We start from the raw sequence: 23,484 nt of genomic DNA on the forward strand, positions 1-23,484 counted from the left end.
GAGATCAGGAGATAAAAATGACCGCCTTTTTTCGCAGAACTTCTATTCTGGTAACCACATCGATGCTCGCCGTCGTCTCGGTGTGGGCCTTTGCCCAGGATGTGCCAGCCCACCATCATGAAACCGTATCCGGCGTGACGGACGAAGCACCGTTTCTGCAGGAAAACGACGCTGCCATGGTGAAAATGATGAACGACATGGCGGTCAAGCCGGCAGGCGATGTCAGTCGCGATTTCGTCGAGATGATGCTCCCGCATCACCAAGGAGCGATCGACATGGCCGTCGCCTACCTGCGCTACGGCAATAACGAGCAACTCAAGCGGATCGCGCAAGAAATCATTGTCGACCAGCAACAGGAGATCGCGGCTATGCGCATGGCGCTTGGCGATCCGCTTCCCGCCTCCGACGCGGCGCCGACGCAGGTCGATCCCAATGATGCCAAGACAACACAGAGCCCTCACGAAGAGACGTCATCAAAGGCCCCGGCCATGCAGATGATGACGATGAAACCGGCCAACTGAAAAGGACCGAGACATGAGAACCAACCTGAAGATCCTTGCTCTTCTGGCAAGCACCTTAATTGCTCCCGTGGCAGCTTTTGCCGGCCAGGCGCCCGGCCTCGCCTCCGACCCGGACATTCCGATCAGCCACAAAGACCGCGTCTATGCGGCCGAGCAGTTCTCCAACACGGTTTCTGTCTCCGACCCGGTCGACAACAAACTTCTCGGCGTCATCAAGCTTGGCGATCCACAGCCCGGCAATCTGAGCCCCCTCTACAAGGGTCAGGTGCTGGTCCACGGCATGGGTTTCTCCCCGGATCACAAGACGCTCGCGATCGTGTCGATCGGCTCCAATTCGGTCACTTTCATCGATACGGCCACCAATGCCGTGAAGCACACGACCTATGTCGGCCGGTCCCCGCATGAGGCCTTTTTTACGCCCGACGGCAAGGAAGTCTGGGTGACAGTCCGCGGCGAAGACTATATCTCCGTGATCGACGCGAGCACTTTCGAAGAAAAGACCCGCATCAAGGTCGCTCCTGGCCCCGGCATGCAGATATTCTCGCCGAACGGCAAATACGGTTATATCTGCTCTTCCTTTAATCCGGATGTCGCCGTCGTCACCGTCGCAGACCATCAGATCGTCGGCCATGTGAAGCAGGTTAGCCCCTTCTGCCCGAACATTGCCGCCTCCGCCGACGGCAAGCAGGTTTGGTTCACGCTGAAGGATGTCGGCAAGACGCAGGTCTTCAACGCCCAAGCGCCGTTTGACCTCATCAAGACCATCGATACCGGACCGATCACCAACCACGTCAATCTCGTCGTCAACAAAAACGGCAGTTTTGCTTACGTGACGGTGGGTGGCCTGAACCAAGTGAAGGTGTATCGCACGGATAATTTCGAGCAGGTCGCGACCATCCCGGTCGGTAACCTGCCGCACGGTATCTGGCCGTCGGGCGATGGCACGCGAGTGTATGTTGGCCTCGAGAATGCCGACCAGTTCGCCGTCATCGATACGCTGACCAACAAGGTTATCGCCAACATCCCGATCGGCCAGGCACCGCAGGCGGTCGCCTACGTCCCGAACGCGGTTCCCGAAGGAGATGGGATGCAGAACCTCGTGCCGCTTGGCGGGGCGGGAGACGCCGCTCACCTGAAGCTTGCGGCCAAGGGTGACAAGGACAGGCAGCAGTCGACGAGCGTCACGCTCTTCAATCAGGGGCTGACGCAGGTTCTGCAGGCTGCCGTCGCTGGCCTCGTTCCGAAGATGCCTTACGTGCTTGCGCTTTCCGACAAGCCCGATGGCACCGGTCAGCTTCAGGACCTGGCAGCATTCATGACCAATCCCGCCGGTTCGGCTATTGTCAACGCGGTCGGTCCGATCCGACAGATCGTCGAAGCCAAGCACAAGGACGAGAAGCGCTATCTCGTCGTTGCCACCACCTCTGCCGATGGCAAGCCCGGTAAGATTGTTCAGGTTCAGGCAGAGTAAGTGAAAATGGCCCGCCTCGGTCGAGGCGGGCCAACCCACGGGAAGCAGATGTGCGATGGATGATCTTCTTTTCCAGGTCGAACCGATGATCCCGGCACTACGACGCTATGCCCGTGGTTTCGTTCACGACGCGGTCGCTGCTGACGATCTCGTGCAGGACTGCCTTGAACGCGTGATCTCTCATTGGCACCGGCGCCGAAATGATGATGCCCGCACCTGGGTGTTCGCGATCCTGCACAATCTTGCAGTCAGCCGGCTGCGGCAGGCGGCCCGGCGCGGCCAACATGTTGCCATAGAAGAGATCGCAGACGATCTCATGGCGCATCCGCCGACGCAGGAGGACGAGCTTGCAAGAGAGGACGTCGTCTCGGCGATCCAACAACTGCCGGAGGAACCGCGTAGCGTGCTGCTGCTGGTAGCTGTCGAAGACCTTAGCTACGCCCAGGTCGCCGAAGTACTGGCGATCCCAATCGGAACCGTGATGTCGCGACTGTCGCGCGCGCGTGAGCGCCTGCGGCAGATCTTGGAAAGCCCCGCCAGGGGCGTTAGACCGGGCTCACATCTGCGGAGAGTGAAATGACGGATAGGCCAATCACCGAGGACGATCTCCACGCCTATGTCGACGGCCGGCTTGACGCTGCCCGAAACGAGGAAGTCTCCGCGTATCTCGACAAGCACCCGGATGTCGCCAATCGTTTTGCCTCCTATTCCGTCCAGCGCACCCTTTTGCAGGGCGCCTTTGACCCCATCGCTGGCGAGCCAGTGCCATCAAGGCTCAATCTCAACCACATCATTGCCACCAGACGGCAAAGCAGGGTCTCCAGCTGGCGGCTTGCAGCCGCCGCCGCGGTGCTTCTGTTCGCCGGCGGATCCGGCGGCTGGTACATGCGCGATATGATGGTGCCTCCAACCGAAGGTGTGGTCGCCCTCGCTCGCGAAGCCTCTGACAGTTTCACCACCTATGCAGGAGACAGGACCAGGCCGGTGGAGCTCCGGGCCGACAATATGGTAGAACTGGTTGACTGGTCGACTGAACGGATGGGGCGCAAGCCGGTCCTGCCAGACCTGTCGAAGTCCGGCTATCGGCTGATGGGCGGTCGCGTCGTTTCCACACCTCACGGCGCCGGCCTGATGCTGATGTATGACAATGACCAGGGCACGCGCCTTGTCATGTTGACAAGACCGATGGCCGTGGACCAGACGCGGACGATGACGCCCCACTCCCAAGGCAAGGTTGACGGCTGGGCTTGGGCGTCGAACGGTATGGGTTACAGTCTTGTGGGCTCATTGCCCTCTGAAGCGCTGCACCCACTCGCTGACGATATTCGCAAGCAGGTACAAGGCGAGGCCTAATCGTCAACTGCATTGAACCCGCTGGGTTTGCCGGAGGCTTCAATTCCTGAGAAGGCTAGTCGATATGAGTAAGACAAGTACGCCAGCGCGCCGTGCGGCGGGTTCTGGATCACGAGCATGATCAGCCGTCCCAAGAGCCAGCGATCATGTCGATCGCGGCCAATATCGGCTGCACCCGCCTCAGTCTCTCCGAAAGGTGGCGAGGCCCTTTTGGACTGAAGCGCGCGCGCCGATGCGATCGAACCACTGGACGGGGAGGCAGCGCAACGTCGTCGCGTCACGACTGGCTTTGGATGGAGATATTGGTGATCTCCTCGCTTCTGCGCCAAAGCTCTTCGGCGGCTTTCTGGTCGACCGCATAGGCCTGGACCCCGGTGCCGCGATTGGCACGATCTTCAGTCAGAGCGAAAGAACCGCCCTCCGGCAATACGAGGGTGATGTCTGAATCGGCGCAGTACACCCCGCCTTTGCCGTCGAGCTGCGGGCTGACCGCGCACCAGACGTGGGTGGCCGCTCCCTGTGGCACCGATTTTAGGTCACGGCTCAGATCGACGACCGGCCGATCATTCTCGTCGACGAACCCGGTCTTTTTCAGCATTTCTACCCCGACATGCGTACCGAGATTCGTTGCCGCTATTCCGCCGGGATGAAGCGCGAACGCGCGAATGCCTTCTTCCTTGCCTCGCCGGTCGAGTGCGACTGCGAAGAGGATATTGGCCGTCTTCGACTGACCATAGGCCTTGAAAGGGTCATAGGCGCGGCGCTCGAAATTGATGTCGTCGAAAACCACCGGCGAGAAGCGATGTCCCGCGGACGAGACCGACACGACGCGCGCGCCATGAGCGCGCTTCAGCGCCGGCCAGAGCCGAAGGGTCAGCCGGAAATGGCCGAGATGGTTGGTGGCAAACTGCAATTCGTTGCCTTGCACATCGTGCTTCAGTTCGGGCAGCGCCATGATGCCGGCGTTGTTGATGAGCATATGAAGCGGCAGGCCTGTCTCGACGAAGTCGCGCGCGAAGTCATCGATCGAGCGCGGATCGGTGAGGTCCATCGATTGAACCTCCATGCCGCCGCCAGCTTCGGCGATGGCCCTGCGCGCGCGCTCGACGTCACGCGCCGGCACGATAATTCGCGCGCCCGCTGAGGCGAGCGTGCACGCTGTTTCAAGTCCCAGGCCTGAGTAGCCGCCTGTGACGATCGCTACCTTGCCGACGAGATCGACTCCCTTGATGACGTCGACGGTCGTGGAGGCGCGGCTAAATCCTGAACGGATCGGTGCCTGTGTTGTGTTCATTGCTGTGTCTCCGTTTCCATGGAGATGGAATAATCGACCAGGGCGGAACGATGAATGCTTACTGGTTCATAAAATATGAGCGATCGTTCGCCATCGATGGGCTATGGCAGCGTGCGAGCGTTCTTGCCTGAGAGGCCGGTTGATCGTATCGAAGCTCGGCGCTTGGCATCTCCCTATCACCAATCGGCAATGGGGGCTTTGAATGTTAGCGGTCGATGGGGGACGCGCACAGAGAGCGCATGAGCGCCTTCCTTGCCCCCGCTGGCTTGCCAGTTTGCCTTTGTGATCCGGCGCGACCGTTTTGCAATAAGCGTGGATCACCGGTCGATGATTGCGATCCGGAGCGCAGCCAATTGCAGCTTGTCACATATGAATCCAGTGGGAGAGTCCGGAGGCTCGTTTAAGCCAGGAACGGTCGCTGCATCTTATTCTTGGCAGAGGTCTGCCGCTCAGCTGTATCCAATTGCGCCATGGCAACGGGCGCCCGATCCGACGTTCCGTGAAGCGTACACATGACACACGGCGCAGCGCGGACGCTGCGCCGTGTGAATGGGTTGATCTCAGTGATCGAGGTGCTGACGAATTCCGTCCGCTGCGAGTTGGATGGCTGCCTGAGTAGAAGGCAGGTCCTTGAGCGCGTTGAGTAGCACGAAGTCATGGATCGTACCGTTGAACCGCACTGCCGAGACCGTATTTCCGGCCGCCTTCAACTTGCGAGCATAGGCTTCGCCCTCGTCCCGAAGCGGATCATTCTCTGCGGTGATCACCAGTGCGGGCGGCAGACCGTGCAGTTCATCGAGGGTGGCGCGGAGCGGGGACACGTAACGATTGTCACGCTGCCCAGCATCTGGAGCGTAGAGATCCCAGCCGTATTTCATGAACGCTCGGCCAAGAAATCGGTCCTGTCCATAGGTCAGATAGGAGGCGCTATCGACGCTGGCGTCGGTCGCGGGAATGAACAGCACCTGATAGCTGATCTTCGGGCCATTGCGGTCCTTGGCCATCAGTGAGAGTGCGGCCGTCATGTCGCCGCCCACCGAATTCCCGGCGACCGCGATGCGGCTGCCGTCGGCGCCGAAGTCCGCAGCATGCGCTTTCACCCATTCCAACGCAGCATAGCTCTCGTCGAGCTGGGTCGGGAACTTCGCCTCGGGAAGAGAGGTGTATTCGACGAACACACCGACCTGGCCCGACTTAACGACGAGATCACGCAGCAGGCGCTGATGGTTGTCGAAGTTGCCGACGATCCACACGCCGCCGTGAATGAACAGCAATACGCCGGGCTTCTTCGCAGCCTTATCGGGCTTCATGATGTAGAGCTTCACCCGCCGGCCCTCGACCAGGATGGTACGCTCCGACGTTGAAACGCCCGACATGTCAACCGGCGTCTGGTTCTGAAGGCCTGTCAAAATTTCTTGGGGGCGAGGTTGCGGCAGTTCCCAAAACGGGGATGGGTCTTTGTTGATCTGCTCAAGAAATGACCGGACCTGCGGGTCGAGGTTCGGGTCGTCGGCGACGGGCGGTGCGGCCTGGGCAAGCGCGGTGCCGGAGGCGGTCAGCGCCATGGCGGCAGCGGCAGCAGCCGTCTTGATCGTGTTCATGACGGATATCCTTTCGAGAACTGGAGTGGAGATTGGGCTGGGTCAGAGGAGGGGAATGCGCAGGGCGAAACCGTTGCGCGTGGCGTGGCTGTGGGGAATGTCTCCGTTTTCATGGAGACATGAATAAGGGACAGGAGTCGAACGATGAATGCTCAATAGTCCAGAAAATATGAGCGATCGTTCGCGATCGGCCGGATACGTCTGATTGCCGCCACCCCGATCCTCATCGGCCATTGGGATGGAGTTGCCTTTCCAAAGACATTGGCTCATCGCCAGATTGCGGGCATTCAGCTGAGCGCCCCAGCCCGGTCGTTGACGTCAATTCTGCCACTCCTCGAAAGCAGGCATCGGCGAGGTTAAACGAGGGCGCGGCAGGAGGCCGCCGTGGTGCGCAGGTACGCTAAGACCTGCGCCGAATATGTCGCGCGCTCCGCGGCAATGCGGGGCCAAGTCGCTCTTCCAATCGAGAACGACTTCGATACGATCCTTCCGTAGCGCGGCCGCATCCCTATGAGTCACACGATCAGCCTCGGCAGGTACACACAAATTTCGCGGCTTCTCGGGCAGGATTTTCTGGAAACTGACCGAGAAGCCCGGCCCTTGCCGAACATATCGCCAAGGGTCAAAGCGGCACTAGTGAGCGGAAACTTGATCGAACAGTCCAGACATCCGCTTCGTAGCAAGCGGCGGCAGCTTGATCTGTCTCGCCGCATCGAGATTTGACGTATTCTCACCAACTTCAATCAATCCGACCATGCCGAAGCCGAAATGGGGTGCACAGCGGTAGCCGTAAATTCCGGGCTCCTGAAACGTCACGGAAAGCCTCTGTGACAAAGCGCCCTTGAACGGCTGTGCACCGGAGGGAAGCATTCCCGGTATCGTCTCGGCGTCATGTGTCTTGTCGGTCGGAATGAACTTGACCGTGTCACCCGGCTGGATCTTCAGCAGTGCTGGCTCAAACACCATCATCTGGCCATCGCTTCCCTTGTTCAGCATCTTCACTTCGAAGGTTGCGGCCGAGGCGACGCCGCCGATCAACAAAGAACCGGCGATGGTGGCGAGCGCGAGCAAATATTTCATCAGTTCTCCTTCCCCCGGCGAGATGCTTCCGCGAGGTTTGATTAATTATTGAGAGTGGTGCGTAGAGAGCGTTGAATCCGCTGAGGAATGGCAGGCCCGATCACGAGCGGACAAGCGCATGTGCGTGAGGGGCAGTTGCAGACCCCTAATCTGATCCCTTGATCCGCGTGAGGTAGTCGACGATCGCCTTTACATCCTCCTCCGCGACTGGAGCCTTGTAGGCCGCCCGCATTTTTTCGACTTCCGCTTCCCAGACTTTGCGCGGCAGCTTGGGTTGATTCAGGACCATGCCTGCCGAATGGCATGCAAGGCAGTTGTTGTTGATCGCGTCCGCATCGGGACCATCAAACATCCGGTCCCCGAATGGCAGGTCGAGCGACAGCGAATTGAAGTGCATCGAGGCAGGCGCTGCTGCCGTCGAAACACTGAACCCAACCTCGACAATGATGGTGGCGAGGACCAAAGGCGCGAGAAATCTTGACATGGCCCCTTCCTCACGCTGCGCTAAAGCTGATGGATTCAATGACATTCCGCATGAAACCTGATGGGTTCCAATAGGTCTGCATCGGCTGAACTTCGCCATTTGAATTGGTGCAGCGAACTAAGATCTGATGATCACCAGGTGTTGGAGAGATCGATGTCTCCCACCTTCGAAAGCTATACTTACCTTCATCCGATTCAAGTTGGGTAGGAGACCAAGTGGCGCCACCGTCACTCGATAAATCGACTTTGTTGATGCCAGTATCACCGCCGAAAGCAATTCCGCGCAGCGTGAGCGGCGCATTTGCCTTTACCCGAGCGCCGGACTTCAGATTGGTCACGAAAGAGCGGGGCAGCATCCGGTTGATCGGAACGGTTTGGTATCCGGTCTCGCCAGGCTTCACTGCCGCGAAAGGTGTATCCGGGATGACGTAGGCCTTCGCCATCCAGAAATTGTCGTCAGGCCGATCCAGTACTTCGATGTCGTTGAGCATTTTGACCCAATAGGTCGAATACCAGCCAGGAACGATGAGGCGCAGCGGAAATCCGTTGACGAGCGGCAACTGCTCACCATTCATCGCATAGGCGATCATTACCTCTCCATCCCGTGCGTGGTCGACGGAAAGGGATTTCATGAAGTGCGGTGCTTCCTCGATCACCTGTTCGTCGAGACCACTGAAACGCACACTGATCGCTCCGGCCTTGACACCGGCCCGATCCAGAACGTCCTTGAGGCGGACCCCAGTCCAGCGCGCATTGCTCATCGCCCCGTTGCCCCATTGCGCGCCCGGCACGCGCGGAACATATAGGCCTCGCGAATTGCCTGAGCACTGGTTGACCGCGACAATCTCGAAAGTCGGCATCGCTACCAGATCAGCGAGCGACAAGCTGAGTGTCGCGTTCACATGGCCTCGGATATTCAGTCGAAAGCTGCCGGCGTCGACCTGCGTTGGAATATTTGCCCAATGCCAACGCACGAAGAAGCGATCGTTCGGCGTCAATACGCCTTGATCGAACACCTCGAAGGGCGTTTCAAGAAGCGGCGGCCGGGTCCGCTGGAGGATCATCTTGCCTTTTTGCGGGAAGGCCGTGGTCACCGGCCGCTCCCCGCCGCCACCCGGCAGACCGAGATCTATCATTTCGTCTGCGGCGACGTGCTTCGGCAGAAACAGCAACCCCGCGGCACCCATCGCCGCAACGAAATTCCGACGACTCAAGTGGAGGGCTGGCGTTTGCCAACCTGGCGCTTGGGCTGTGCTCATTGCTATATCTCCTTTTTGTGGAGACAGAAATACGCAGCCATGTGCGAACGATGAATGCTTGGTCGTCCATATTTGATGAGCGATCGTTCGCATCGGCCGGATAGTCCGTCCGGTGGTCGTGACGATCGCACTCTCAGCGGCGAAAGCGATCACGCAAGCCTGCCGGAGTCCGGCACCGCCGCTGGTATTGTAGAGCGTTCTTCCTAGCTTTCATGACATCATCTTTGAACTCGCTCGAAACACCTCCGATTGCGCGGATTGCCTGGGTCCACAGCAGAAACCGTGGACCATCATCTAGCGATTAGGCCGCAAGGCGCGATGCTGAGGGCACCGTTCGTCCGTCGATGGTCGTGCCAGGGAAGCCGATCATCGGGGCCAGCATTTCGTTGTTCTCGGCCGGGAAATTTAGTTTTGGCTTGGAGACGTCATCGAGTTTTTTGATCTGCTCGGCAGACAGTGTCACATTGAGGGAATCGAGATTGGCTTTGAGCTGGTCGACGCGCCTGGCGCCGATAAGGGTGGAACTGACGCCTGCGCGTGACCTGACCCAGGCGAGCGCTATCGACGCGGAGCTTGCTCCCAGCTCCGATGCAACGGCTGCGACCGCTTCGATGACGTCGTAGTCGGCTTCGCTTGGGATGCCCACCAACCCGGTGCGCTTCGTGTCGACGTCTCCTTTACTGCCGCGCTTGAACTTGCCGCTCAGGAATCCGCTCTTCAGCGGCGACCAAGGCATGATGCCCATTCCCAAAGCCTGGGCCATGGGAAAAAGCTCGCCTTCGCTGGTCCGCTCGAGCAACGAGTATTCAAGTTGGAGCGCGATGACCGGCGCCCATCCCCGAAAGTGGGCGATCGTCTGCGCTTCGGCCGTCTTCCAGGCAGGGATATCCGAGAAGCCGACGTAACGGATCTTGCCGGCCGCGACGAGATCGTCGAGACCTCGCAGCGTCTCTTCGACGGGTGTCGTCTGATCCCAGTTGTGGAGCCAGTAGATGTCGATGTAATCGGTCTGGAGTCGCTTGAGCGACGCTTCGCACTGCTGCAAGAGCGCCTTGCGCCCAGCACCGCCGCCGTTGGGGTCTCCGGGAAACAGGCTGCAGTAGAACTTCGTGCCGAGCACAATCCCGTCACGGCGAACATCCCGTTGCCGCAGATAGTCGCCGATGATCCTCTCGGAGTGTCCGCCAGTGTAGATGTTGGCTGTGTCGACGAAGTTGCCGCCGTGATCGAGATACGCGGACAGCATCGCATGCGAGTCCCCCTCGCTCGCACCCCAACCGAAGTCTTCGCCGAATGTCATCGTGCCAAGACACAGCGGGCTTACACGCAAGCCTGAGCGGCCAAGCGTGATGAAATGGTCAAGAGGCATGTGGGACTCCTTTTGTTCGCGAGCGCCGTGTCTTGGTAAGTCGCTATTTCTGAATGATGAATGCTTGATCGTGCGATGTTTATGCGAGATGGTACAACTATGCGCACAGACCCGCTCTCTGATGTCCTCGATCTCGCCGATGCGCGCTGCGTTCTCACCGGCACGCTTGTTGCTGGGGGTGACTGGGCGCGAAAGTTCAAGCGCTCGGACGCGGTAAAGTTTCTCGCCGTCGTGAGAGGAACGTGCTGGCTGTCGACCGAAGCCGACTCAGCAGCCTCGGCATTATTCGAGGCGGGTGACGTCGTAATCACGAATAGAGCGCCAGCAGTCATCCTGGCCAGTGCTGTGGAGTGGCTGCCGAACGCATCCTCCACACCGCTTGAGCGAGATACAGAAGGTAACCTGCGCGTCGGGGAAGGCTCCGAATTCACGATGATCGGAGGGTTGCTGGAGGTCGACGAGCAGCGCTGCGGCTTTTTGCGAGAAAGTCTCCCTCCCGTGGTTCACGTCAATGGTCAGAGAGGAGAAGCTGCGAAGCTGCGCTGGCTCCTTACAGAGTTGGCCGAGGAGACGCAGCGCAAGCGCGCCGGTTCCACAACAGCGATCACCCATTTGGCAAAGTTGCTGTTCGTCGAAGCTCTTCGGCTTCACATCGAATCGACCAAGTCGGATCGATCTGGTTGGCTTACCGCGCTTGACGACAGACGCATCTCGATCGCGCTACGAGGAATCCACGCTAAACCATCACATGCGTGGAATCTGGAGGGACTGGCGAAGATGTCGGGAATGTCGCGCACATCGTTCGCGGTACGCTTTCGTGATGTCGTTGGTGTCCCGCCTTTGACCTATGTACTCAATTGGCGGATGCGCCTGGCCGAACGGGAGTTGAGTGAGACGGACCATTCCGTCGCCGATATTGCCTGTTCGCTCGGATATGGGTCCGAAAGTGCCTTCAGCAATGCATTCAGTCGCTCAACCGGAGTGTCACCAGGCCGATACCGGAAGGAGGCGATGCAGACCTATTCCGAGCGTCGCCGCAAGGTGGACCGCAGTGTAATCGAAGCCGAATAGGAGCCGCTGCCCTCAGCAATCACTTGGTTGCCTTCGGAGCCGCCCCGAACGCGATGACGATTCAGCCCAAAGATTAGGCAAATCGATCGTCTTCCCACATCGACGTCGCTGCGTTTTCTTCCCCTGGTCGCTGCGCGTCCATTCCTCGCGGTCCAAGAAGGCTCGCGCCGCCGTCTTTCACTTCGTTTCAGCCCCTTCGGGATGCAGAACGATCGTCTCCGGTCTCACGACCACCATCGACGCCGCAATGGGCGCGGCCCGAGAAAACAGCAGGAACACCACAATGGCTACGATCGGCACATTCTCCCGCACCGCGAACGGCTTCTCCGGCTCGGTCAACACCCTCAACCTCAACGTCAAGACGGTCACGTTCTCCCCGACCGACGGCGAAAATGAAAAGGTCCTGACTTCCGAATCTTCGCCGGCGCCACCGAATTCGGGGCGGCATGGAAGAAGACCTCGCGCGAGGGACGCGACTACCACTCCGTCAAGCTCGACGATCCCAGCTTCCCCGCTCCGATCTATGCGAGCCTGGTCGAGACCGACACCGAGGGCGAGTTCTCGCTCATCTGGTCACGCCGCACCGCAGAGTGACTCGACAAAACACGAAGCCCCGCCGCAAGGCCGGCTTCGCCATGTTCAGGTCAGGCTCAGCCTAGGCCTGTTTCAGACACAGCAGGCTAGGCTTTGGCCGGCGACTTGCGCGCCTTCTTCACCGGCGACTTGATGGCAGTCGCAGTCGTTTTCGCTGCCGCCGCTCGTACGACGGGTTTCCGCTTTTCTGCAACGGCGGATGTGGCCGCCGGCGCTTTGCGCCCGAGTCCAATTGATTTCGCCAAGGCCGATCGGGTCGCCGCATAGTTCGGCGCCACCATCGGATAGTCGGCCGGCAGGTTCCACTTCTGCCGATATTGGTCGGGGGTCAGGTTAAAGTGCTGAAGATGCCGCTTGAGCGATTTGAATTTTTTTCCGTCTTCAAGACAGATGATGAAATCCGGCGTCACCGATTTCCTGATCGATACTGCCGGTTCCTGCTTGATCATAGGTTCTATCGCCGGCGTGCCGATGCCTTTCAGAGCGGCATGGATATCGCCGATCAGCTTCGGCAACTCGCCAACCGGCAATGGATTGTTCGACACATAGGCGGCGACGATGTCCGCCGCGATCGACACGGTATCCAGTTGGCCGTCTTGTTCGAGAGCAGCGGTCATATAATTTCCTCTTATTGTATCGGACGAATTGAGCGACGGTTGATTTCCCCGTCCCGCCAACGAGGCAAATAGTACATTTCTTTGTAAAATCCACGTCTCTTGCACAACATTATAAGAGTAAGCTTCGCTTTTATCGTTCTCATCGACTGCGGATACCCTTGTCGGTCCGTTGGGAAGCGAGGAACTCCCCTCGCTTCCCCGCCATTGCCGCCTGTGCAGAGCAGGCCGCAGGCTCGCAAAGCGGCCGACTGCAGCACAGTGGCCATCAATTTCCATCCGCTTCGCTCGACCGTGCAGCCCGCTCCGCGCGCCGGCATTGGCCCCATCACTCCCGCGCGCTCACGCGTCCCGGAAGGCATGCCGAAAGACATGCCTTCGTCATTTGACGGAAGAAGGATTGAACACAATGAACATGACCACCATCATCGCCAGCCTGAGCAACAACCAGCAACAGGCGGCTTCCAGCTGCTTTCGTGTGGATATCTCGCTCGGCGAGCGGATCGGACGAGTTTCCTCGGAATGGTTCTCGCGTCCCGATGACGAGCGCTATTTGAGCCTCACCGAGCTTTTTAATGCCGTGAAGCAGAGAGCGCACCACGCTACCGCCCTCAAGAAACTTGGCCTGCCGGCGATCTGTCTTGAGACACAGCATGTGCGCGCCGTTTGTGCCGCGTAGCGCAACAAGAGTCGGACCATGGTTCCAACTGGATATAGTTCTCCTCCTGCGGCCCTTCAGTCACAGCGTCTTCACGTGCGGGCGAACGCCGGACGACCGCTTTCTACCTAGTTCGATTCAAAAGCGGATTGTCGGCAACCGACCCCAAGGCCGCCTGCCAGCAATGCGCCACTGGTGTGCCATTGGCCTCCACCAACGCATAGCGGTAGACTAGGTGATTGGTTACGACGACCGAGACTGTTAGCAACGGGGACGGCATATGTCGGCGACTGCGTTTGCATTGACTGGATTCATCTCGTGGGCACTGGGACTGCTGATCGTGATGGAAGTGATCCGTACATATCTGGTGATCGCCCAATCCTGCATGAGCTGCCGACGCTTTTCAAAAAGATCACCGCGCCGATAGGCAGCCTCAACCTTGTTGCGGATGCTGTGTGCCAGCGCCATCTCAGCTACATCACTTGGATATGCAGTGCGTTCGGCCACCCAATCGCGAAACGTAGACCGGAAGCCGTGCGGAACAGCAGCAACCCCCATCCGCCTCATCACCGCTGACAACGTCATGTCCGAGAGTGAGCCACCGCGCGGCGCCGTGAAAACAAGCTCCGAATGTAAGAACTTTGGAATGTCGTTGAGAACAAGCATCGCTTGCCGTGAGAGAGGGACGCTGTGTTCCCTACCAGCCTTCATTCGATCGGCCGGGACTGTCCAAACGGATTTCTGCATGTCAAATTCGGTCCACCTTGCTTCGCGGACCTCGCCTGATCGAGCGGCTGTCAAAATAGCAAATTCGAGGGCCTTGGCCCCCATCCCCTCGATCCGCTTTAAAGCAACAAGAAACTCTGCAACTCGATCAAATGGCAAGGCTGAATGGTGCGATACCGGCCTCAGCTTTTTCGGCTTTGGAAGGATTGCATCGAGGTTCCCCTTCCACCGGGCAGGATTTTCTCCGGATCGAAAACCCGACACTGTGGCCCAGGATAAGACGTTCTCAATTCGACCGCGAAGCCTGGTAGCTGTCTCAGTCTTGTCGGCCCAGATGGGTTCGAGAACTTGAACAATGTGCGCAAGTGAGATCAACCCCACCGGCAAAGTACCCAATGCCGGAGACGCGTAGGTCAGGATCGTTGTCAGAACTTGCGCAGCGTGTTTTTCGTTCCGGTATTCTCGGCGCTTCGACTTATGCCAACGCCGCGCCGCTTCATCGAAGGTAATTTCACTAGCGACTGCGGATGCCAAGGCACTCCTAGCTGCCCGCCTCTCTTCGGCAGGGTCGATGCCGCGATCAACTGCCGCACGCATCTCCCGCGCTTTCTCACGGGCCTGGGCGAGCGTGACATCCGGATACCCACCAAGTCCAATTTCGCGTCGGCGCTGCCCGATAGAGATTCGCAGTAACCAGGAGCGTGCGCCGGTATCCTTGACCTGCAATGCCAGACATGCCACGCCGCCGATCGCGTGTAATCCCGGCTTCGAAAGTCGCTTGACCTCCAACGGCCCAAGCTCTTTGGCTTTGCGCGGCAATCTGATCTCCCGGACCCATCATTAGGCCCACCAAAAAGCATGCAACACAGTAGGGTTACATGCAGCGGCATAAAACACTGGAGAAGCTTATATTGCTGAATTTAAATGGCATTCCGCATCGATTGGAACGATACGCTATTGCGACAAGGCGGGCGCTCTCTCCGCCAGTTCCATCTAAATTATTGAAATCACTTCGTATTTTCCCACGCGAACCTTGACGAGGCGACGCCAGGAGGCTCTCGGGGTAATCTCAGGCCGGGCCGGTTCATCAGCGACCACGTGAGCGAGCCCGTTTGATGAAGCGAGGAAGAGCAAGCCAGCGACCAAGCCCCGTTGCTGGCGGTGTCGGTTCGACGGCTGTCCTGTCTCCGGCGGCTGAAGCCGGCTTGGTGCAGACAATCAGGTCTGTGTATTCGCCAAGGATACCGTGCGTGCGATCAGCGAAGCGATACACGCGAACGTCAAATGGTGCCCATTCCGCGATGGCCAGATGGAGATCGTAACCGTAATCGACAGTCACGATGGAACCGTCGCTGCTGACCGGATTTCCATGGATTTCCGGCTCTTTCAAATGCTCTCTCGTCCCATCCGCATTCTGAACGAACCTGCGCTCCCATGCGTTGGTTTGAGATTTTCGGACCGGAAAAGTACAGATGTAAATTCCGCCGGGTTTTATCGTTCTGAAAATCTCCGAAATGACCTTGTCCGGATGATATACGTGCTCCATCACGTCGAGCGTCACAGTGATATCAAAGCAGCAATCATCAAAAGTCAGGCTTTCGAGATTTTCGTTGCGAACTCCCTTGTGCATTGACCCGAATGGCTGGTCCGGGAAGTATTGCGAGGCGATGTAGTGTCGCGCCTCCCGCTTCATCACCGGAGATATACCCCTGACTTCGGGCGATGACTCATGGATGTGCAAGTCGCGCCAGTCGGGTCTCAGCTCATTGAGGATCAGCGCCAGTGCCCGCTCCCTGGGGATTGACCCTTTAGGGCACGATGTACAGAGCAGTTCCTCGCGAAGCCAGGCGCCCTTCGCCAGGAACTCTGTGTTCTTCTGGCAAATGGGGCAAAACCCCGAAATTTTCCACGGCTGAAATTCGTTCATCAGTCTCGTCGATAGCTGTTCGTGAGCGTCTTCGCCACTCCAATCCATGAAGACAAATTTCAAGGGATGGCCAAATACGAGGTCGGTGTTCACCACTTCGTGTCCTTTCAGTCAATAAAGGACGCCGAATTCTTGCTATACTGTCTTCTCCTGGGGGAAACCAGTTTCACGCGGGAAAGCCAGCCTTTCTGAAGCCTGACGTGAAAAGCTCGAGGGCGACTTGGTCGGCGAACGGTAGACCTGAAATCAGCCGGACAGTCAGGTCGTGTTTCCTTGTCAGTGCTTCCTCGACTTCAGCGCACGCCTTCTGCGCCTCGCCCAAATGCGCGTACGCCGCTGCGAGGAAGGCATGAATGAAGAAATGGTCGCCGGCCATCTGATACGAACGGACGGCTTCCGAGTACCTTCCAAGCAGGAAGAGGGAGCTGCCCTTCACCTCCCAGAACCATATCGGAGGCAACGGGTCGCGCAGGAGCGCGGTTTCGAGCACGTTCAGCGCCGTCTCGGCCTGTCCGCCGTAGTTGAGCCAGCTTGCGTAGTCACCCGCTATGTTCACGTCTAGCGGGTTCAACGAGCGCGCTCGCTCGAAATGCGCTCCCGCATCGCTGTGCTGGCGCATGTGCGTAAGCACTAACCCCATGCTCTGGTGACAGACACCATCGCTCCTGTCGAGAGCGAGTGCCGTTCGTGCCGAGTCCCAGGCCTTCTGTAGCGTCCGCGGATCGTTGTCGTACCAAAATCTGCCGACGAGGGCCTGTGCGAGGAAGGCGTGGCCTTGAGCGAACGTCGAATCGAGCTCGACGCTCCGGACGAATAGCGGCTCGGACTTGTCCAGTTCATACCGGTAGAAGTGTGCGCGCCCCTGCAGGTAGTAGTCGTATGCATCCCAATCGGCCGGAGGCTTGCGTCTGGTGCGGCTCGCCGAATCGGCCTCCGCCTGGCCTTCGACCATCGAGGCGATAAGAGCCGCAACCTCGTCTTGCAATGCGAAGATGTCGTCGAGGGCCCGGTCGTACCGTTGTGCCCACAGGTGGGTGCCGGTGGCGGCGTCAATCAGCTGTGTGGTGATGCGAATGCGATCGCCAAGCTTTCGTATGCTGCCTTCGACGAGGTAGCGAACGCCCAGTTTGCGATGGACTTCGGCAATGTCCAATGCCGGATGGCGAAACTGAAAAGATGAATTGCGCGCGATGACGAGGAGGGAGCGGAACCTGGCCAGCTCCGTAATTATGTCCTCGGTTATGCCGTCGCTGAGATACTGCTGGTCCTGATCGCCACTCAAGTTGGCAAAAGGCAGCACCGCAATCGACGGCTTGCCGGCGGGTGGTATCAGTCTGCGGGATGCGCTCGCCACCGGCTCGACAGTCCCGGTGAAGCGGTAGCCGACGCGGGGCACCGTGGCGATCCACTCGCCGCCTTTATCAGCCGGACCGAGTGCCTTTCTTAGTGCCGCGATTTGGACGGTAAGGTTGCCTTCCTCAACGGCAGTGTCCGGCCAGGCAGCGTCCATCAGCTCGGCCTTGGTCAGGATCTCACCGGGCCGGGCCGTAAGCGCAGCAAGCAGCGTCAGCCCACGATGCCCGACAGCGATCGGGATTTGCTCTTTAAGGAGCGTCCCGGTGTCGGGATCGAGTAGGAACGGACCAAAAGCGATGCGGGTGCCCTGCATGTGGGCATACTAGACGTTTCGGAAGTTTTCGGAACAGTTTCGGCACCGCCTCCAGAACTCAAAATCTTTGCGTCGATTGTCGAGCCAAGGCCTGACCTGTTTTCTTCAAAGAGAGCCGCCACATCAATCTCTCCATGAAGCATGCGAGGCACGCGTGGCACGGTTCTTGCATCTACAGGTTCAGGCAATGCCGGGCGCAAAGACGCTGTTTCATATCGACACCGGCGTGTGAGGTTGGGACAATGATGTCGCGTAAGCTTCTGTTCGGGCTTCTGGCAGTGTTCTTGGCCATCGCCCTGGGGGTGGTCGCCCCCATGCCGCCCTCGTGGGGGTTTTTGACTGCGGCTCAAAACAATTCGGTCTTTTGCTCAAGCGCTCCACCAGCCGAGACCTTATCGGCGGCGGCGTCAGTGTCGCGGACCGTGCGATCATGTCCGCCGGCCATCACAAGATCATAGGAACCACCTCGATGGCGACGAGACTATGGATCGGAATTGAACAGCCTCATGCAGCGGCATCTTGCAGAGATTGGGTCACAGGACGTCTGGCTGTAATCAATCGGTTTGCATCAGCCTTTCGCGAATTCGTTGCACCGCGCTACCGACCAGAGCTTCACTATATGCGCGGCCCCGGACCGGCCTCCGCGCGCCGCGTGAACGCGCGTTTCCTTGCCGACCGCTCTCTTACACAAACGAAGCGTCCCCGCCTGTAGGCCATGCATTGATGATCGTGCCAGCAGCAGCCAAGGCTGGCGGACCGGGCATCTGATGTCGTCCCACGAGCCATCGTCGCGGAGGAATAAAAGCGCATCTGGAACCTCCCGCCCTGCCGCGCGTTTCACGGCGTCCCGTCCGTGGACCAGCCCGGATATTTCTCCTGGCGCTGCGATAATCAGGAGCCGTTTCATGTACGACAAGCTGTTTCATTCGCCGGTGGCGCTCACCGTCGGCCTCGGTTTCAAGCGCGAGATTGCCTCGTTGGCCGAAATGCACGATTTCCTGACCAATTGGACGACCTCGCGCCGTGGTCCGCTCCATCGCCATGCCGTCCAGGCGTGTGGCCTTGCGCTGGAAGGTTGCATCACCCGGGATGAGGCGCGCCATGCGCTCGTCGAATTCGCGCAAGCCGCCGGCATCCTCTGGCCCGAGATCGAGCCGGTGATCGTGGCGCGCGCCGTCGCGCGCGGCTATGGCGGCTACGCCGCCTGATTTTGGAGGCCACCTCCCGTCGTGGTGGCCGATTCGACATCAGCCGCCACAGAAAGCCCGGCCTGGCCCTTCCAGCCGGGCTTTTACTTTGCCAAGGGAAGATCGCGCCTATCCACCGATGATGTTTGCCCAGCGCTTTTGGGCAATCACCCTTTCGAAGCTGTGCCCCGGCGTGCAGTCTTGCGCCTCGTCGGATCAGGCTCCTGCGCTGCCTGCGCGGCAAGGCGCAGCTCTCTCAGCTTGGCGGTCTTTGCCTCGCGGGCCGCCCGCTCGGCATCGATCACGATCTGCGATTCACGTTTGGCGCGCTCGTCGCGCTGGGTGTCGACTTTTGCACGGTTCATCTGCTGCTACCTCCATCCCGCAGGGGGCGGCGGTTCGGAACGCCGCCTCTTCCGGCCCCGCATGGTGCAGCGTTGCGGCGGGGGCGGCGATTACAAATGATGGTCGGAGAACTTTTGTCATCGATGCCGGAGAGGGCCGTCAGTCGCACCACCCCGAAGAGACGACGAGCGATGCCTCGAAGATATGGCGTCCGCTCTCGTCGCGCACCTTGACAGTAATGGCCGTGCGGTCGTTCTCGATCATTTCGTCGCGGACGATGTCGGGCAGGATGCGGATCGCTTCGCGCCGCAGGCGTTCGCGGGTTTCGAAGATCTGGCCGTCATCATCGACCGTCAGACCGTCGCCATTGTAGAGGTCGAGATAATATCGAGGCATGATGGGCTGGACCTCAGGCTGTTGAAATGGCGAGATATTCAACCGACAATTCGCGGGCCGGGCAGTTGTTCCACCAACGGTGGCATTTGGAACAAGCGGGCCTAACAAATGTTAATGCTCATCAGTGCCCAAAGGCCTAGTGCATCCGAAGCCGCCTTGCTTCCGACAGAAACACTTGGGCGTCGGCCACCTGAAGCCCTTTCGCCGGAGGTCGCGGTGCTTGAATCCCTTTACCTGAACCTCGGCCAGCACGATGCGCTGTCCGATGCCGAGAAAGCGCTGCTGGCTGGCGCCATGACGTTCGAGCGGCATTTCGCCACCGGCCAGGACATTGTCGCATCGGGATCGCGGCCAACCTACTCGACACTGATCCTCGACGGGCTGGCGGCGCGCTACAAGGTGCTGGAGAATGGCGGCCGGCAATTCACCTCGTTGCAGGTGCCCGGCGACTTCGTCGATCTCCACGCCTTCCTCTTGAAGACAATGGATCACGGCATCGTCGCTTTGTCGCCCTGTCATGTCATGTTCGCCGATCACAGCCGGCTTCGCACCATCACCGAGCAGGCGCCGCATCTGACCCGGCTGTTGTGGCTGGATACGCTGGTCGACGGCGCCATTCACCGCGAATGGATCGTCGCGATGGGACGGCGCTCCAAGACCTCGCATCTGGCCCATCTCGTCTGTGAGCTGTTCGTGCGGTTACAGGTGGTGCAGCGGACCAACGGCATGAGCTTTCATCTGCCGCTGTCGCAAGCGGAGATGGCCGACGTGCTTGGCCTGTCGGTGGTGCATATGAACCGGGTTATCGGCGCCTTGCGCAAGGTCGGCGTCGTCAGCTGGGCGAACCATACGGTGACCATTCTGGACTGGCACCGGCTGCAGGACATCGCCGAGTTCGATCCGACTTATCTGAGCATGATGCGGGAGCCACGCTAAGGTGTATTGATATTCAGGTGAGGCCGGCCTGCAAACGGTGGCTTTCTGTGCTTCCGGTGCTCACGTGCCTAAGCACGTTCCGCTCCGGTTCTCGAAAGCCATCGTTTTCGGCGCGTCCTGACCTGAATCTCAACACACCTTAGGCGCTACCGATCTCTACAGATCACGCCGCTTCGGCCGCAACGTTGACAGCGGACTCGGCGATCGTGGTCAGCGCTTGGTCCGTCGCCTTCTCTTCCTTCAGCGTCGCTTCGAGAAGCGTCACGGCTTCGTTCAGGCCGAGTTCGCCGGCCCATGTCCTCAGCGTGCCATAGCGCGAGATCTCGTAGTGTTCGACCGCTTGTGCGGCGGCCAGCAGGCCGGCATCGAGCGCGGGAGATCCCTTGTACTCTTCCATGATCTCGGCACCTTCCTCGGTGATGCCCATGATGGCCGCACAGGTCTTGCCGACCGGCTTCTTGCCGATGACGCCGAAGACCTTCTCCAGTCTTGCGACATGGCCTTCGGTTTCCGTGCGGTGCTTTTCGAAGGCGGCCTTCAGTTCGGCGCTTTGCGCGGCCTTGGCCATTTTCGGCAGCGTCGCCAATATCTTCTTTTCGGCGAAATAGATGTCCTTCAGCGTGTCGTGAAACAGGTCGTCGAGCATTTTCTGTCTTGCCATCGTCATATCCTTTGATGCGTGAACCCTCAGGCCGACAATCTCCCGCGGGATGATTTGTTCCATTCAGGCCGCACAGCGCGGTGAAGCGGTTTACCCCGGCGAATCCTCATCGAGACGCCATCCGCCCGTCGGCGATGGGCTGGCAAAAACCTTTATAAAATTCCTATTTCTTTCCGTCCCGTGCCGTCTCGAACCTTTATGGCGATCGGGTCCATATTCTCCAGGGAACAGACAGCTCGGTCGCGATTATCCATCGTGGCGGAGTGGTTCCATTTGGTTTCCGCCTGCCGACTGCAGGCGTACAGCGCAATGCGCAAATAAAACGAAGATAAGGAACACCCACGATGGATATCGTCGTTATCGGGCTGGAGATTTTGTTTTTCGCTCTCTCCATCGCCTACATCAAAGTCTGCGACATTCTTTGAGCCGGAGGATTGCAACATGCTTCTCGACTATATCCTCGGCGGCGGTGTGACCTTGTTCCTGCTCGCCTACCTGACATACGCCCTCGTTCGCCCAGAACGCTTCTGACGGCAACCGAAGCAAGGCACGGAAAGCTACTTCAATGACTCTCAACGGATGGATACAGATCCTCGCCTACTGCGTGGTCGTCGTTCTGCTGGTGAAGCCGCTTGGCGGCTACATGTACCGCGTTTTCAACGGCGATCGGACATTCCTCTCGCCGATCCTCGGGCCTGTCGAACGGGTCCTTTACCGCATTTCGGGAACCAGCGAGCGCGAGGAACAGCACTGGACCGCCTATGCGGCCGGCATCATGTTCTTCAGCCTGGCCAGCTTCCTGGCGCTCTATGCCTTGCAGCGGCTGCAGGGCGTCCTGCCCTACAATCCGGCCGGCATGACAGCGGTCGAGCAGACCCTCGCCTTCAACACCGCCGTCAGCTTCGTGACCAACACCAACTGGCAGAATTACGGCGGCGAAAGCACGATGTCCTACCTCGTGCAGATGGCCGGCCTGACGGTGCAGAACTTCATGTCGGCGGCGGTCGGCATCGCAATCGCCGTCGCGCTGATCCGCGGCTTCGCCCGGCATTCGGTCAAGTCGATCGGCAATTTCTGGGTCGATATGACCCGCTGCACGCTCTACATCCTCCTGCCGGCCTGCATCGTGCTTACCCTTGTCTATGTCTGGCTCGGCATGCCGCAGACGCTCGGCCCCTATGCCGACGCCACTACGCTCGAAGGCGCCAAGCAGACGCTCGCCCTTGGTCCTGTCGCCTCGCAGGTCGCCATCAAGATGCTCGGCACCAATGGCGGCGGCTTCTTCAACGCCAATGCCGCGCATCCTTTTGAAAACCCCGACGCGATCTCCAACTTCATCCAGATGGTGACGATCTTCGCGCTTGGCGCCTCGCTGACCAACGTGTTCGGCCGCATGGTCGGCAACCAGCGCCAGGGCTGGGCGATCCTGGCGACGATGGGTGTGCTGTTCATCGCCGGCGTCACCATCTGCTACTGGGCGGAAGCATCAGGCAATCCGCTGGTGCATGCACTCGGCATCGACGGCGGCAACATGGAAGGCAAGGAGAGCCGCTTCGGCATCGCTCTGTCGGCTTTGTTCGCCGTCATCACAACGGCCGCCTCCTGCGGCGCGGTCAATGCCATGCATGACTCGTTCACCGCGATAGGTGGCTTCATCCCGATGATCAACATGCAGCTCGGCGAAGTCATCGTCGGCGGCGTCGGCGCCGGTTTCTACGGCATCCTGATGTTCATCGTCATCGCCGTCTTCGTCGCCGGCCTGATGGTCGGCCGCACGCCCGAATATCTCGGCAAGAAGATCGAGGCCAAGGAGGTCAAGATGGCGATGCTCGCCATCCTCGCTCTGCCCCTGGTCATGCTGGTCTTCACGGCCATCGCGGTCGTGCTGCCAAGTGCGGTGGCCTCGATGGCCAATGGCGGTCCGCACGGCTTCTCCGAAGTTCTCTATGCCTACACCTCGGCAGCGGCGAACAACGGCTCGGCCTTTGGCGGCCTCAGCGGCAACACGCCCTGGTACAACATCACGCTCGGCATCACCATGTGGGTGGGTCGCTTCTTCGTCGTCATTCCAGCACTTGCCATCGCTGGCTCGCTGGTGGCGAAAAAGACGGTGCCGGCCTCCGCCGGTACCTTCCCGACCGACGGTCCGCTGTTCGTCGGCCTGCTGGTCGGCGTCATCCTGATCGTCGTCGGCCTGACCTTCTTCCCTGCACTGGCGATCGGACCGATCGTCGAACACCTGGCCATGATCCACGGGCAAACCTTCTGA

Annotated in this window: 24 protein-coding genes and 2 pseudogenes; 11 read left to right on the plus strand and 15 right to left on the minus strand. The window is 59.3% G+C overall.

Features of this window, described 5'->3' with window-relative positions; genetic code table 11:
- Positions 1–17 precede the first annotated feature (17 nt).
- Genes JN279_RS10770 through JN279_RS10785 form a run of 4 tightly spaced genes read left to right on the plus strand, consistent with a single transcriptional unit; the run spans position 18 to position 3,345 of the window.
- Positions 18–521: a DUF305 domain-containing protein gene (locus tag JN279_RS10770; protein ID WP_202352720.1), complete on the plus strand. Its 504-nt coding sequence runs from the start codon at positions 18–20 to the stop codon at positions 519–521.
- Between the two features lie 13 nt (positions 522–534).
- A complete protein-coding gene (locus JN279_RS10775) occupies positions 535–1,992 on the plus strand; it encodes a YncE family protein (protein ID WP_202352721.1) in 1,458 nt (485 codons plus the stop codon).
- 55 nt (positions 1,993–2,047) lie between these two features.
- The gene (locus JN279_RS10780; RefSeq protein WP_069093331.1) at positions 2,048–2,572 is read left to right on the plus strand and encodes a sigma-70 family RNA polymerase sigma factor; all 525 of its coding nucleotides are present in this window, start codon (positions 2,048–2,050) and stop codon (positions 2,570–2,572) included.
- The gene (locus JN279_RS10785) at positions 2,569–3,345 is read left to right on the plus strand and encodes an anti-sigma factor family protein (RefSeq protein WP_096450098.1); all 777 of its coding nucleotides are present in this window, start codon (positions 2,569–2,571) and stop codon (positions 3,343–3,345) included. The genes JN279_RS10780 and JN279_RS10785 overlap by 4 nt, the downstream gene beginning before the upstream one ends.
- A 277-nt stretch (positions 3,346–3,622) precedes the next feature.
- Here JN279_RS10785 and JN279_RS10790 read toward each other — a convergent pair whose 3' ends face one another.
- From JN279_RS10790 to JN279_RS10815, 6 genes are all read right to left on the minus strand, one after another.
- Positions 3,623–4,639, minus strand: a complete 1,017-nt coding sequence (locus tag JN279_RS10790; protein WP_202352722.1) for an SDR family NAD(P)-dependent oxidoreductase — start codon at positions 4,637–4,639, stop codon at positions 3,623–3,625.
- 560 nt (positions 4,640–5,199) lie between these two features.
- Positions 5,200–6,240, minus strand: a complete 1,041-nt coding sequence (locus JN279_RS10795) for an alpha/beta hydrolase (RefSeq protein ID WP_244734518.1) — start codon at positions 6,238–6,240, stop codon at positions 5,200–5,202.
- A 633-nt stretch (positions 6,241–6,873) separates the two neighbouring features.
- Positions 6,874–7,320 carry a pseudoazurin gene (locus tag JN279_RS10800; protein WP_096450094.1) on the minus strand — a complete coding sequence of 149 codons (447 nt, stop codon included), beginning with the start codon at positions 7,318–7,320 and terminating at the stop codon, positions 6,874–6,876.
- Between the two features lie 145 nt (positions 7,321–7,465).
- The gene (locus JN279_RS10805) at positions 7,466–7,804 is read right to left on the minus strand and encodes a c-type cytochrome (protein WP_202352723.1); all 339 of its coding nucleotides are present in this window, start codon (positions 7,802–7,804) and stop codon (positions 7,466–7,468) included.
- 10 nt (positions 7,805–7,814) lie between these two features.
- A complete protein-coding gene (locus JN279_RS10810) occupies positions 7,815–8,990 on the minus strand; it encodes a molybdopterin-dependent oxidoreductase (RefSeq protein WP_202353691.1) in 1,176 nt (391 codons plus the stop codon).
- Positions 8,991–9,363: 373 nt separating this feature from the next.
- A complete protein-coding gene (locus JN279_RS10815; protein ID WP_202352724.1) occupies positions 9,364–10,431 on the minus strand; it encodes an aldo/keto reductase in 1,068 nt (355 codons plus the stop codon).
- A 60-nt stretch (positions 10,432–10,491) separates the two neighbouring features.
- On the opposite strand from JN279_RS10815, the gene JN279_RS10820 reads away from it, so the two are divergent.
- Entirely contained in the window at positions 10,492–11,502 is a 1,011-nt protein-coding gene (locus JN279_RS10820) for an AraC family transcriptional regulator (protein WP_202352725.1), read from the plus strand.
- Between the two features lie 177 nt (positions 11,503–11,679).
- Here JN279_RS10820 and JN279_RS10825 read toward each other — a convergent pair whose 3' ends face one another.
- On the minus strand, positions 11,680–11,841 hold the full coding sequence (locus tag JN279_RS10825; RefSeq protein WP_202353900.1) for a hypothetical protein: 162 nt from the start codon (positions 11,839–11,841) through the stop codon (positions 11,680–11,682).
- On the opposite strand from JN279_RS10825, the pseudogene JN279_RS10830 reads away from it, so the two are divergent.
- Positions 11,786–12,096, plus strand: a pseudogene (locus JN279_RS10830) (DUF736 domain-containing protein). The gene JN279_RS10825 and the pseudogene JN279_RS10830 sit on opposite strands and share 56 nt — an antisense overlap.
- Before the next feature lie 86 nt (positions 12,097–12,182).
- Here the strand turns inward: JN279_RS10830 and JN279_RS10835 are convergent.
- Positions 12,183–12,713, minus strand: coding sequence for a MucR family transcriptional regulator (locus JN279_RS10835; protein ID WP_202353692.1), 531 nt, complete (start codon positions 12,711–12,713; stop codon positions 12,183–12,185).
- Positions 12,714–13,125: 412 nt separating this feature from the next.
- Between JN279_RS10835 and JN279_RS10840 the strand changes: the two are divergent.
- Positions 13,126–13,320: pseudogene (locus JN279_RS10840) on the plus strand (DUF932 domain-containing protein); the annotation flags it as partial.
- A gap of 309 nt (positions 13,321–13,629) precedes the next feature.
- Here JN279_RS10840 and JN279_RS10845 read toward each other — a convergent pair.
- The 3 genes from JN279_RS10845 to JN279_RS10855 all read right to left on the minus strand — a co-directional run bounded on the left by JN279_RS10845 (position 13,630) and on the right by JN279_RS10855 (position 17,690).
- The gene (locus JN279_RS10845) at positions 13,630–14,913 is read right to left on the minus strand and encodes a tyrosine-type recombinase/integrase (protein WP_096450084.1); all 1,284 of its coding nucleotides are present in this window, start codon (positions 14,911–14,913) and stop codon (positions 13,630–13,632) included.
- A 268-nt stretch (positions 14,914–15,181) separates the two neighbouring features.
- A complete protein-coding gene (locus JN279_RS10850) occupies positions 15,182–16,114 on the minus strand; it encodes a class I SAM-dependent methyltransferase (RefSeq protein ID WP_202352726.1) in 933 nt (310 codons plus the stop codon).
- A gap of 73 nt (positions 16,115–16,187) precedes the next feature.
- Complete coding sequence (locus tag JN279_RS10855; protein WP_096450082.1) at positions 16,188–17,690, minus strand: winged helix-turn-helix domain-containing tetratricopeptide repeat protein; 1,503 nt, start codon at positions 17,688–17,690, stop codon at positions 16,188–16,190.
- 905 nt (positions 17,691–18,595) lie between these two features.
- Here JN279_RS10855 and JN279_RS10860 point away from each other — a divergent pair.
- Positions 18,596–18,898: a DUF982 domain-containing protein gene (locus JN279_RS10860; RefSeq protein WP_096450080.1), complete on the plus strand. Its 303-nt coding sequence runs from the start codon at positions 18,596–18,598 to the stop codon at positions 18,896–18,898.
- A gap of 146 nt (positions 18,899–19,044) precedes the next feature.
- Here JN279_RS10860 and JN279_RS10865 read toward each other — a convergent pair whose 3' ends face one another.
- Complete coding sequence (locus JN279_RS10865; RefSeq protein ID WP_202352727.1) at positions 19,045–19,242, minus strand: hypothetical protein; 198 nt, start codon at positions 19,240–19,242, stop codon at positions 19,045–19,047.
- Between the two features lie 139 nt (positions 19,243–19,381).
- Positions 19,382–19,618 (minus strand): DUF6894 family protein, encoded by a 237-nt coding sequence (locus tag JN279_RS10870; RefSeq protein WP_096457885.1) that lies wholly within the window; start codon positions 19,616–19,618, stop codon positions 19,382–19,384.
- A 216-nt stretch (positions 19,619–19,834) separates the two neighbouring features.
- On the opposite strand from JN279_RS10870, the gene JN279_RS10875 reads away from it, so the two are divergent.
- A complete protein-coding gene (locus JN279_RS10875; protein ID WP_096450076.1) occupies positions 19,835–20,554 on the plus strand; it encodes a Crp/Fnr family transcriptional regulator in 720 nt (239 codons plus the stop codon).
- 163 nt (positions 20,555–20,717) lie between these two features.
- Here JN279_RS10875 and JN279_RS10880 read toward each other — a convergent pair whose 3' ends face one another.
- Both JN279_RS10880 and JN279_RS10885 read right to left on the minus strand, forming a co-directional pair.
- Complete coding sequence (locus JN279_RS10880; protein WP_202352728.1) at positions 20,718–21,215, minus strand: YciE/YciF ferroxidase family protein; 498 nt, start codon at positions 21,213–21,215, stop codon at positions 20,718–20,720.
- Between the two features lie 152 nt (positions 21,216–21,367).
- Positions 21,368–21,658 carry a hypothetical protein gene (locus JN279_RS10885; protein ID WP_202352729.1) on the minus strand — a complete coding sequence of 97 codons (291 nt, stop codon included), beginning with the start codon at positions 21,656–21,658 and terminating at the stop codon, positions 21,368–21,370.
- Here JN279_RS10885 and kdpF point away from each other — a divergent pair.
- A complete protein-coding gene (gene kdpF / locus JN279_RS10890; protein ID WP_032918612.1) occupies positions 21,657–21,746 on the plus strand; it encodes a K(+)-transporting ATPase subunit F in 90 nt (29 codons plus the stop codon). The two genes, JN279_RS10885 and kdpF, sit on opposite strands and share 2 nt — an antisense overlap.
- Before the next feature lie 34 nt (positions 21,747–21,780).
- A complete protein-coding gene (gene kdpA, locus JN279_RS10895) occupies positions 21,781–23,484 on the plus strand; it encodes a potassium-transporting ATPase subunit KdpA (protein ID WP_202352730.1) in 1,704 nt (567 codons plus the stop codon).

It is taken from the genome of Mesorhizobium sp. 113-1-2 (genome assembly GCF_016756475.1).
Taxonomy (GTDB): Bacteria; Pseudomonadota; Alphaproteobacteria; order Rhizobiales; family Rhizobiaceae; genus Mesorhizobium; species Mesorhizobium loti_C.

Coding starts and splice junctions, on each gene's coding strand:
- JN279_RS10795 (WP_244734518.1), bottom strand. CDS start 6,240: ATGAACACGATCAAGACGGCTGCTGCCGCTGCCGCCATGGCGCTGACC.
- JN279_RS10880 (WP_202352728.1), bottom strand. CDS start 21,215: ATGGCAAGACAGAAAATGCTCGACGACCTGTTTCACGACACGCTGAAG.
- JN279_RS10885 (WP_202352729.1), bottom strand. CDS start 21,658: ATGTTGCAATCCTCCGGCTCAAAGAATGTCGCAGACTTTGATGTAGGC.
- JN279_RS10805 (WP_202352723.1), bottom strand. CDS start 7,804: ATGTCAAGATTTCTCGCGCCTTTGGTCCTCGCCACCATCATTGTCGAG.
- JN279_RS10790 (WP_202352722.1), bottom strand. CDS start 4,639: ATGAACACAACACAGGCACCGATCCGTTCAGGATTTAGCCGCGCCTCC.
- JN279_RS10870 (WP_096457885.1), bottom strand. CDS start 19,618: ATGCCTCGATATTATCTCGACCTCTACAATGGCGACGGTCTGACGGTC.
- JN279_RS10800 (WP_096450094.1), bottom strand. CDS start 7,320: ATGAAATATTTGCTCGCGCTCGCCACCATCGCCGGTTCTTTGTTGATC.
- JN279_RS10770 (WP_202352720.1), top strand. CDS start 18: ATGACCGCCTTTTTTCGCAGAACTTCTATTCTGGTAACCACATCGATG.
- JN279_RS10775 (WP_202352721.1), top strand. CDS start 535: ATGAGAACCAACCTGAAGATCCTTGCTCTTCTGGCAAGCACCTTAATT.
- JN279_RS10815 (WP_202352724.1), bottom strand. CDS start 10,431: ATGCCTCTTGACCATTTCATCACGCTTGGCCGCTCAGGCTTGCGTGTA.
- JN279_RS10810 (WP_202353691.1), bottom strand. CDS start 8,990: ATGGGTGCCGCGGGGTTGCTGTTTCTGCCGAAGCACGTCGCCGCAGAC.
- JN279_RS10835 (WP_202353692.1), bottom strand. CDS start 12,713: ATGACCGCTGCTCTCGAACAAGACGGCCAACTGGATACCGTGTCGATC.
- kdpA (WP_202352730.1), top strand. CDS start 21,781: ATGACTCTCAACGGATGGATACAGATCCTCGCCTACTGCGTGGTCGTC.
- JN279_RS10865 (WP_202352727.1), bottom strand. CDS start 19,242: ATGAACCGTGCAAAAGTCGACACCCAGCGCGACGAGCGCGCCAAACGT.
- kdpF (WP_032918612.1), top strand. CDS start 21,657: ATGCTTCTCGACTATATCCTCGGCGGCGGTGTGACCTTGTTCCTGCTC.
- JN279_RS10860 (WP_096450080.1), top strand. CDS start 18,596: ATGTACGACAAGCTGTTTCATTCGCCGGTGGCGCTCACCGTCGGCCTC.
- JN279_RS10780 (WP_069093331.1), top strand. CDS start 2,048: ATGGATGATCTTCTTTTCCAGGTCGAACCGATGATCCCGGCACTACGA.
- JN279_RS10820 (WP_202352725.1), top strand. CDS start 10,492: ATGCTTGATCGTGCGATGTTTATGCGAGATGGTACAACTATGCGCACA.
- JN279_RS10785 (WP_096450098.1), top strand. CDS start 2,569: ATGACGGATAGGCCAATCACCGAGGACGATCTCCACGCCTATGTCGAC.
- JN279_RS10855 (WP_096450082.1), bottom strand. CDS start 17,690: ATGCAGGGCACCCGCATCGCTTTTGGTCCGTTCCTACTCGATCCCGAC.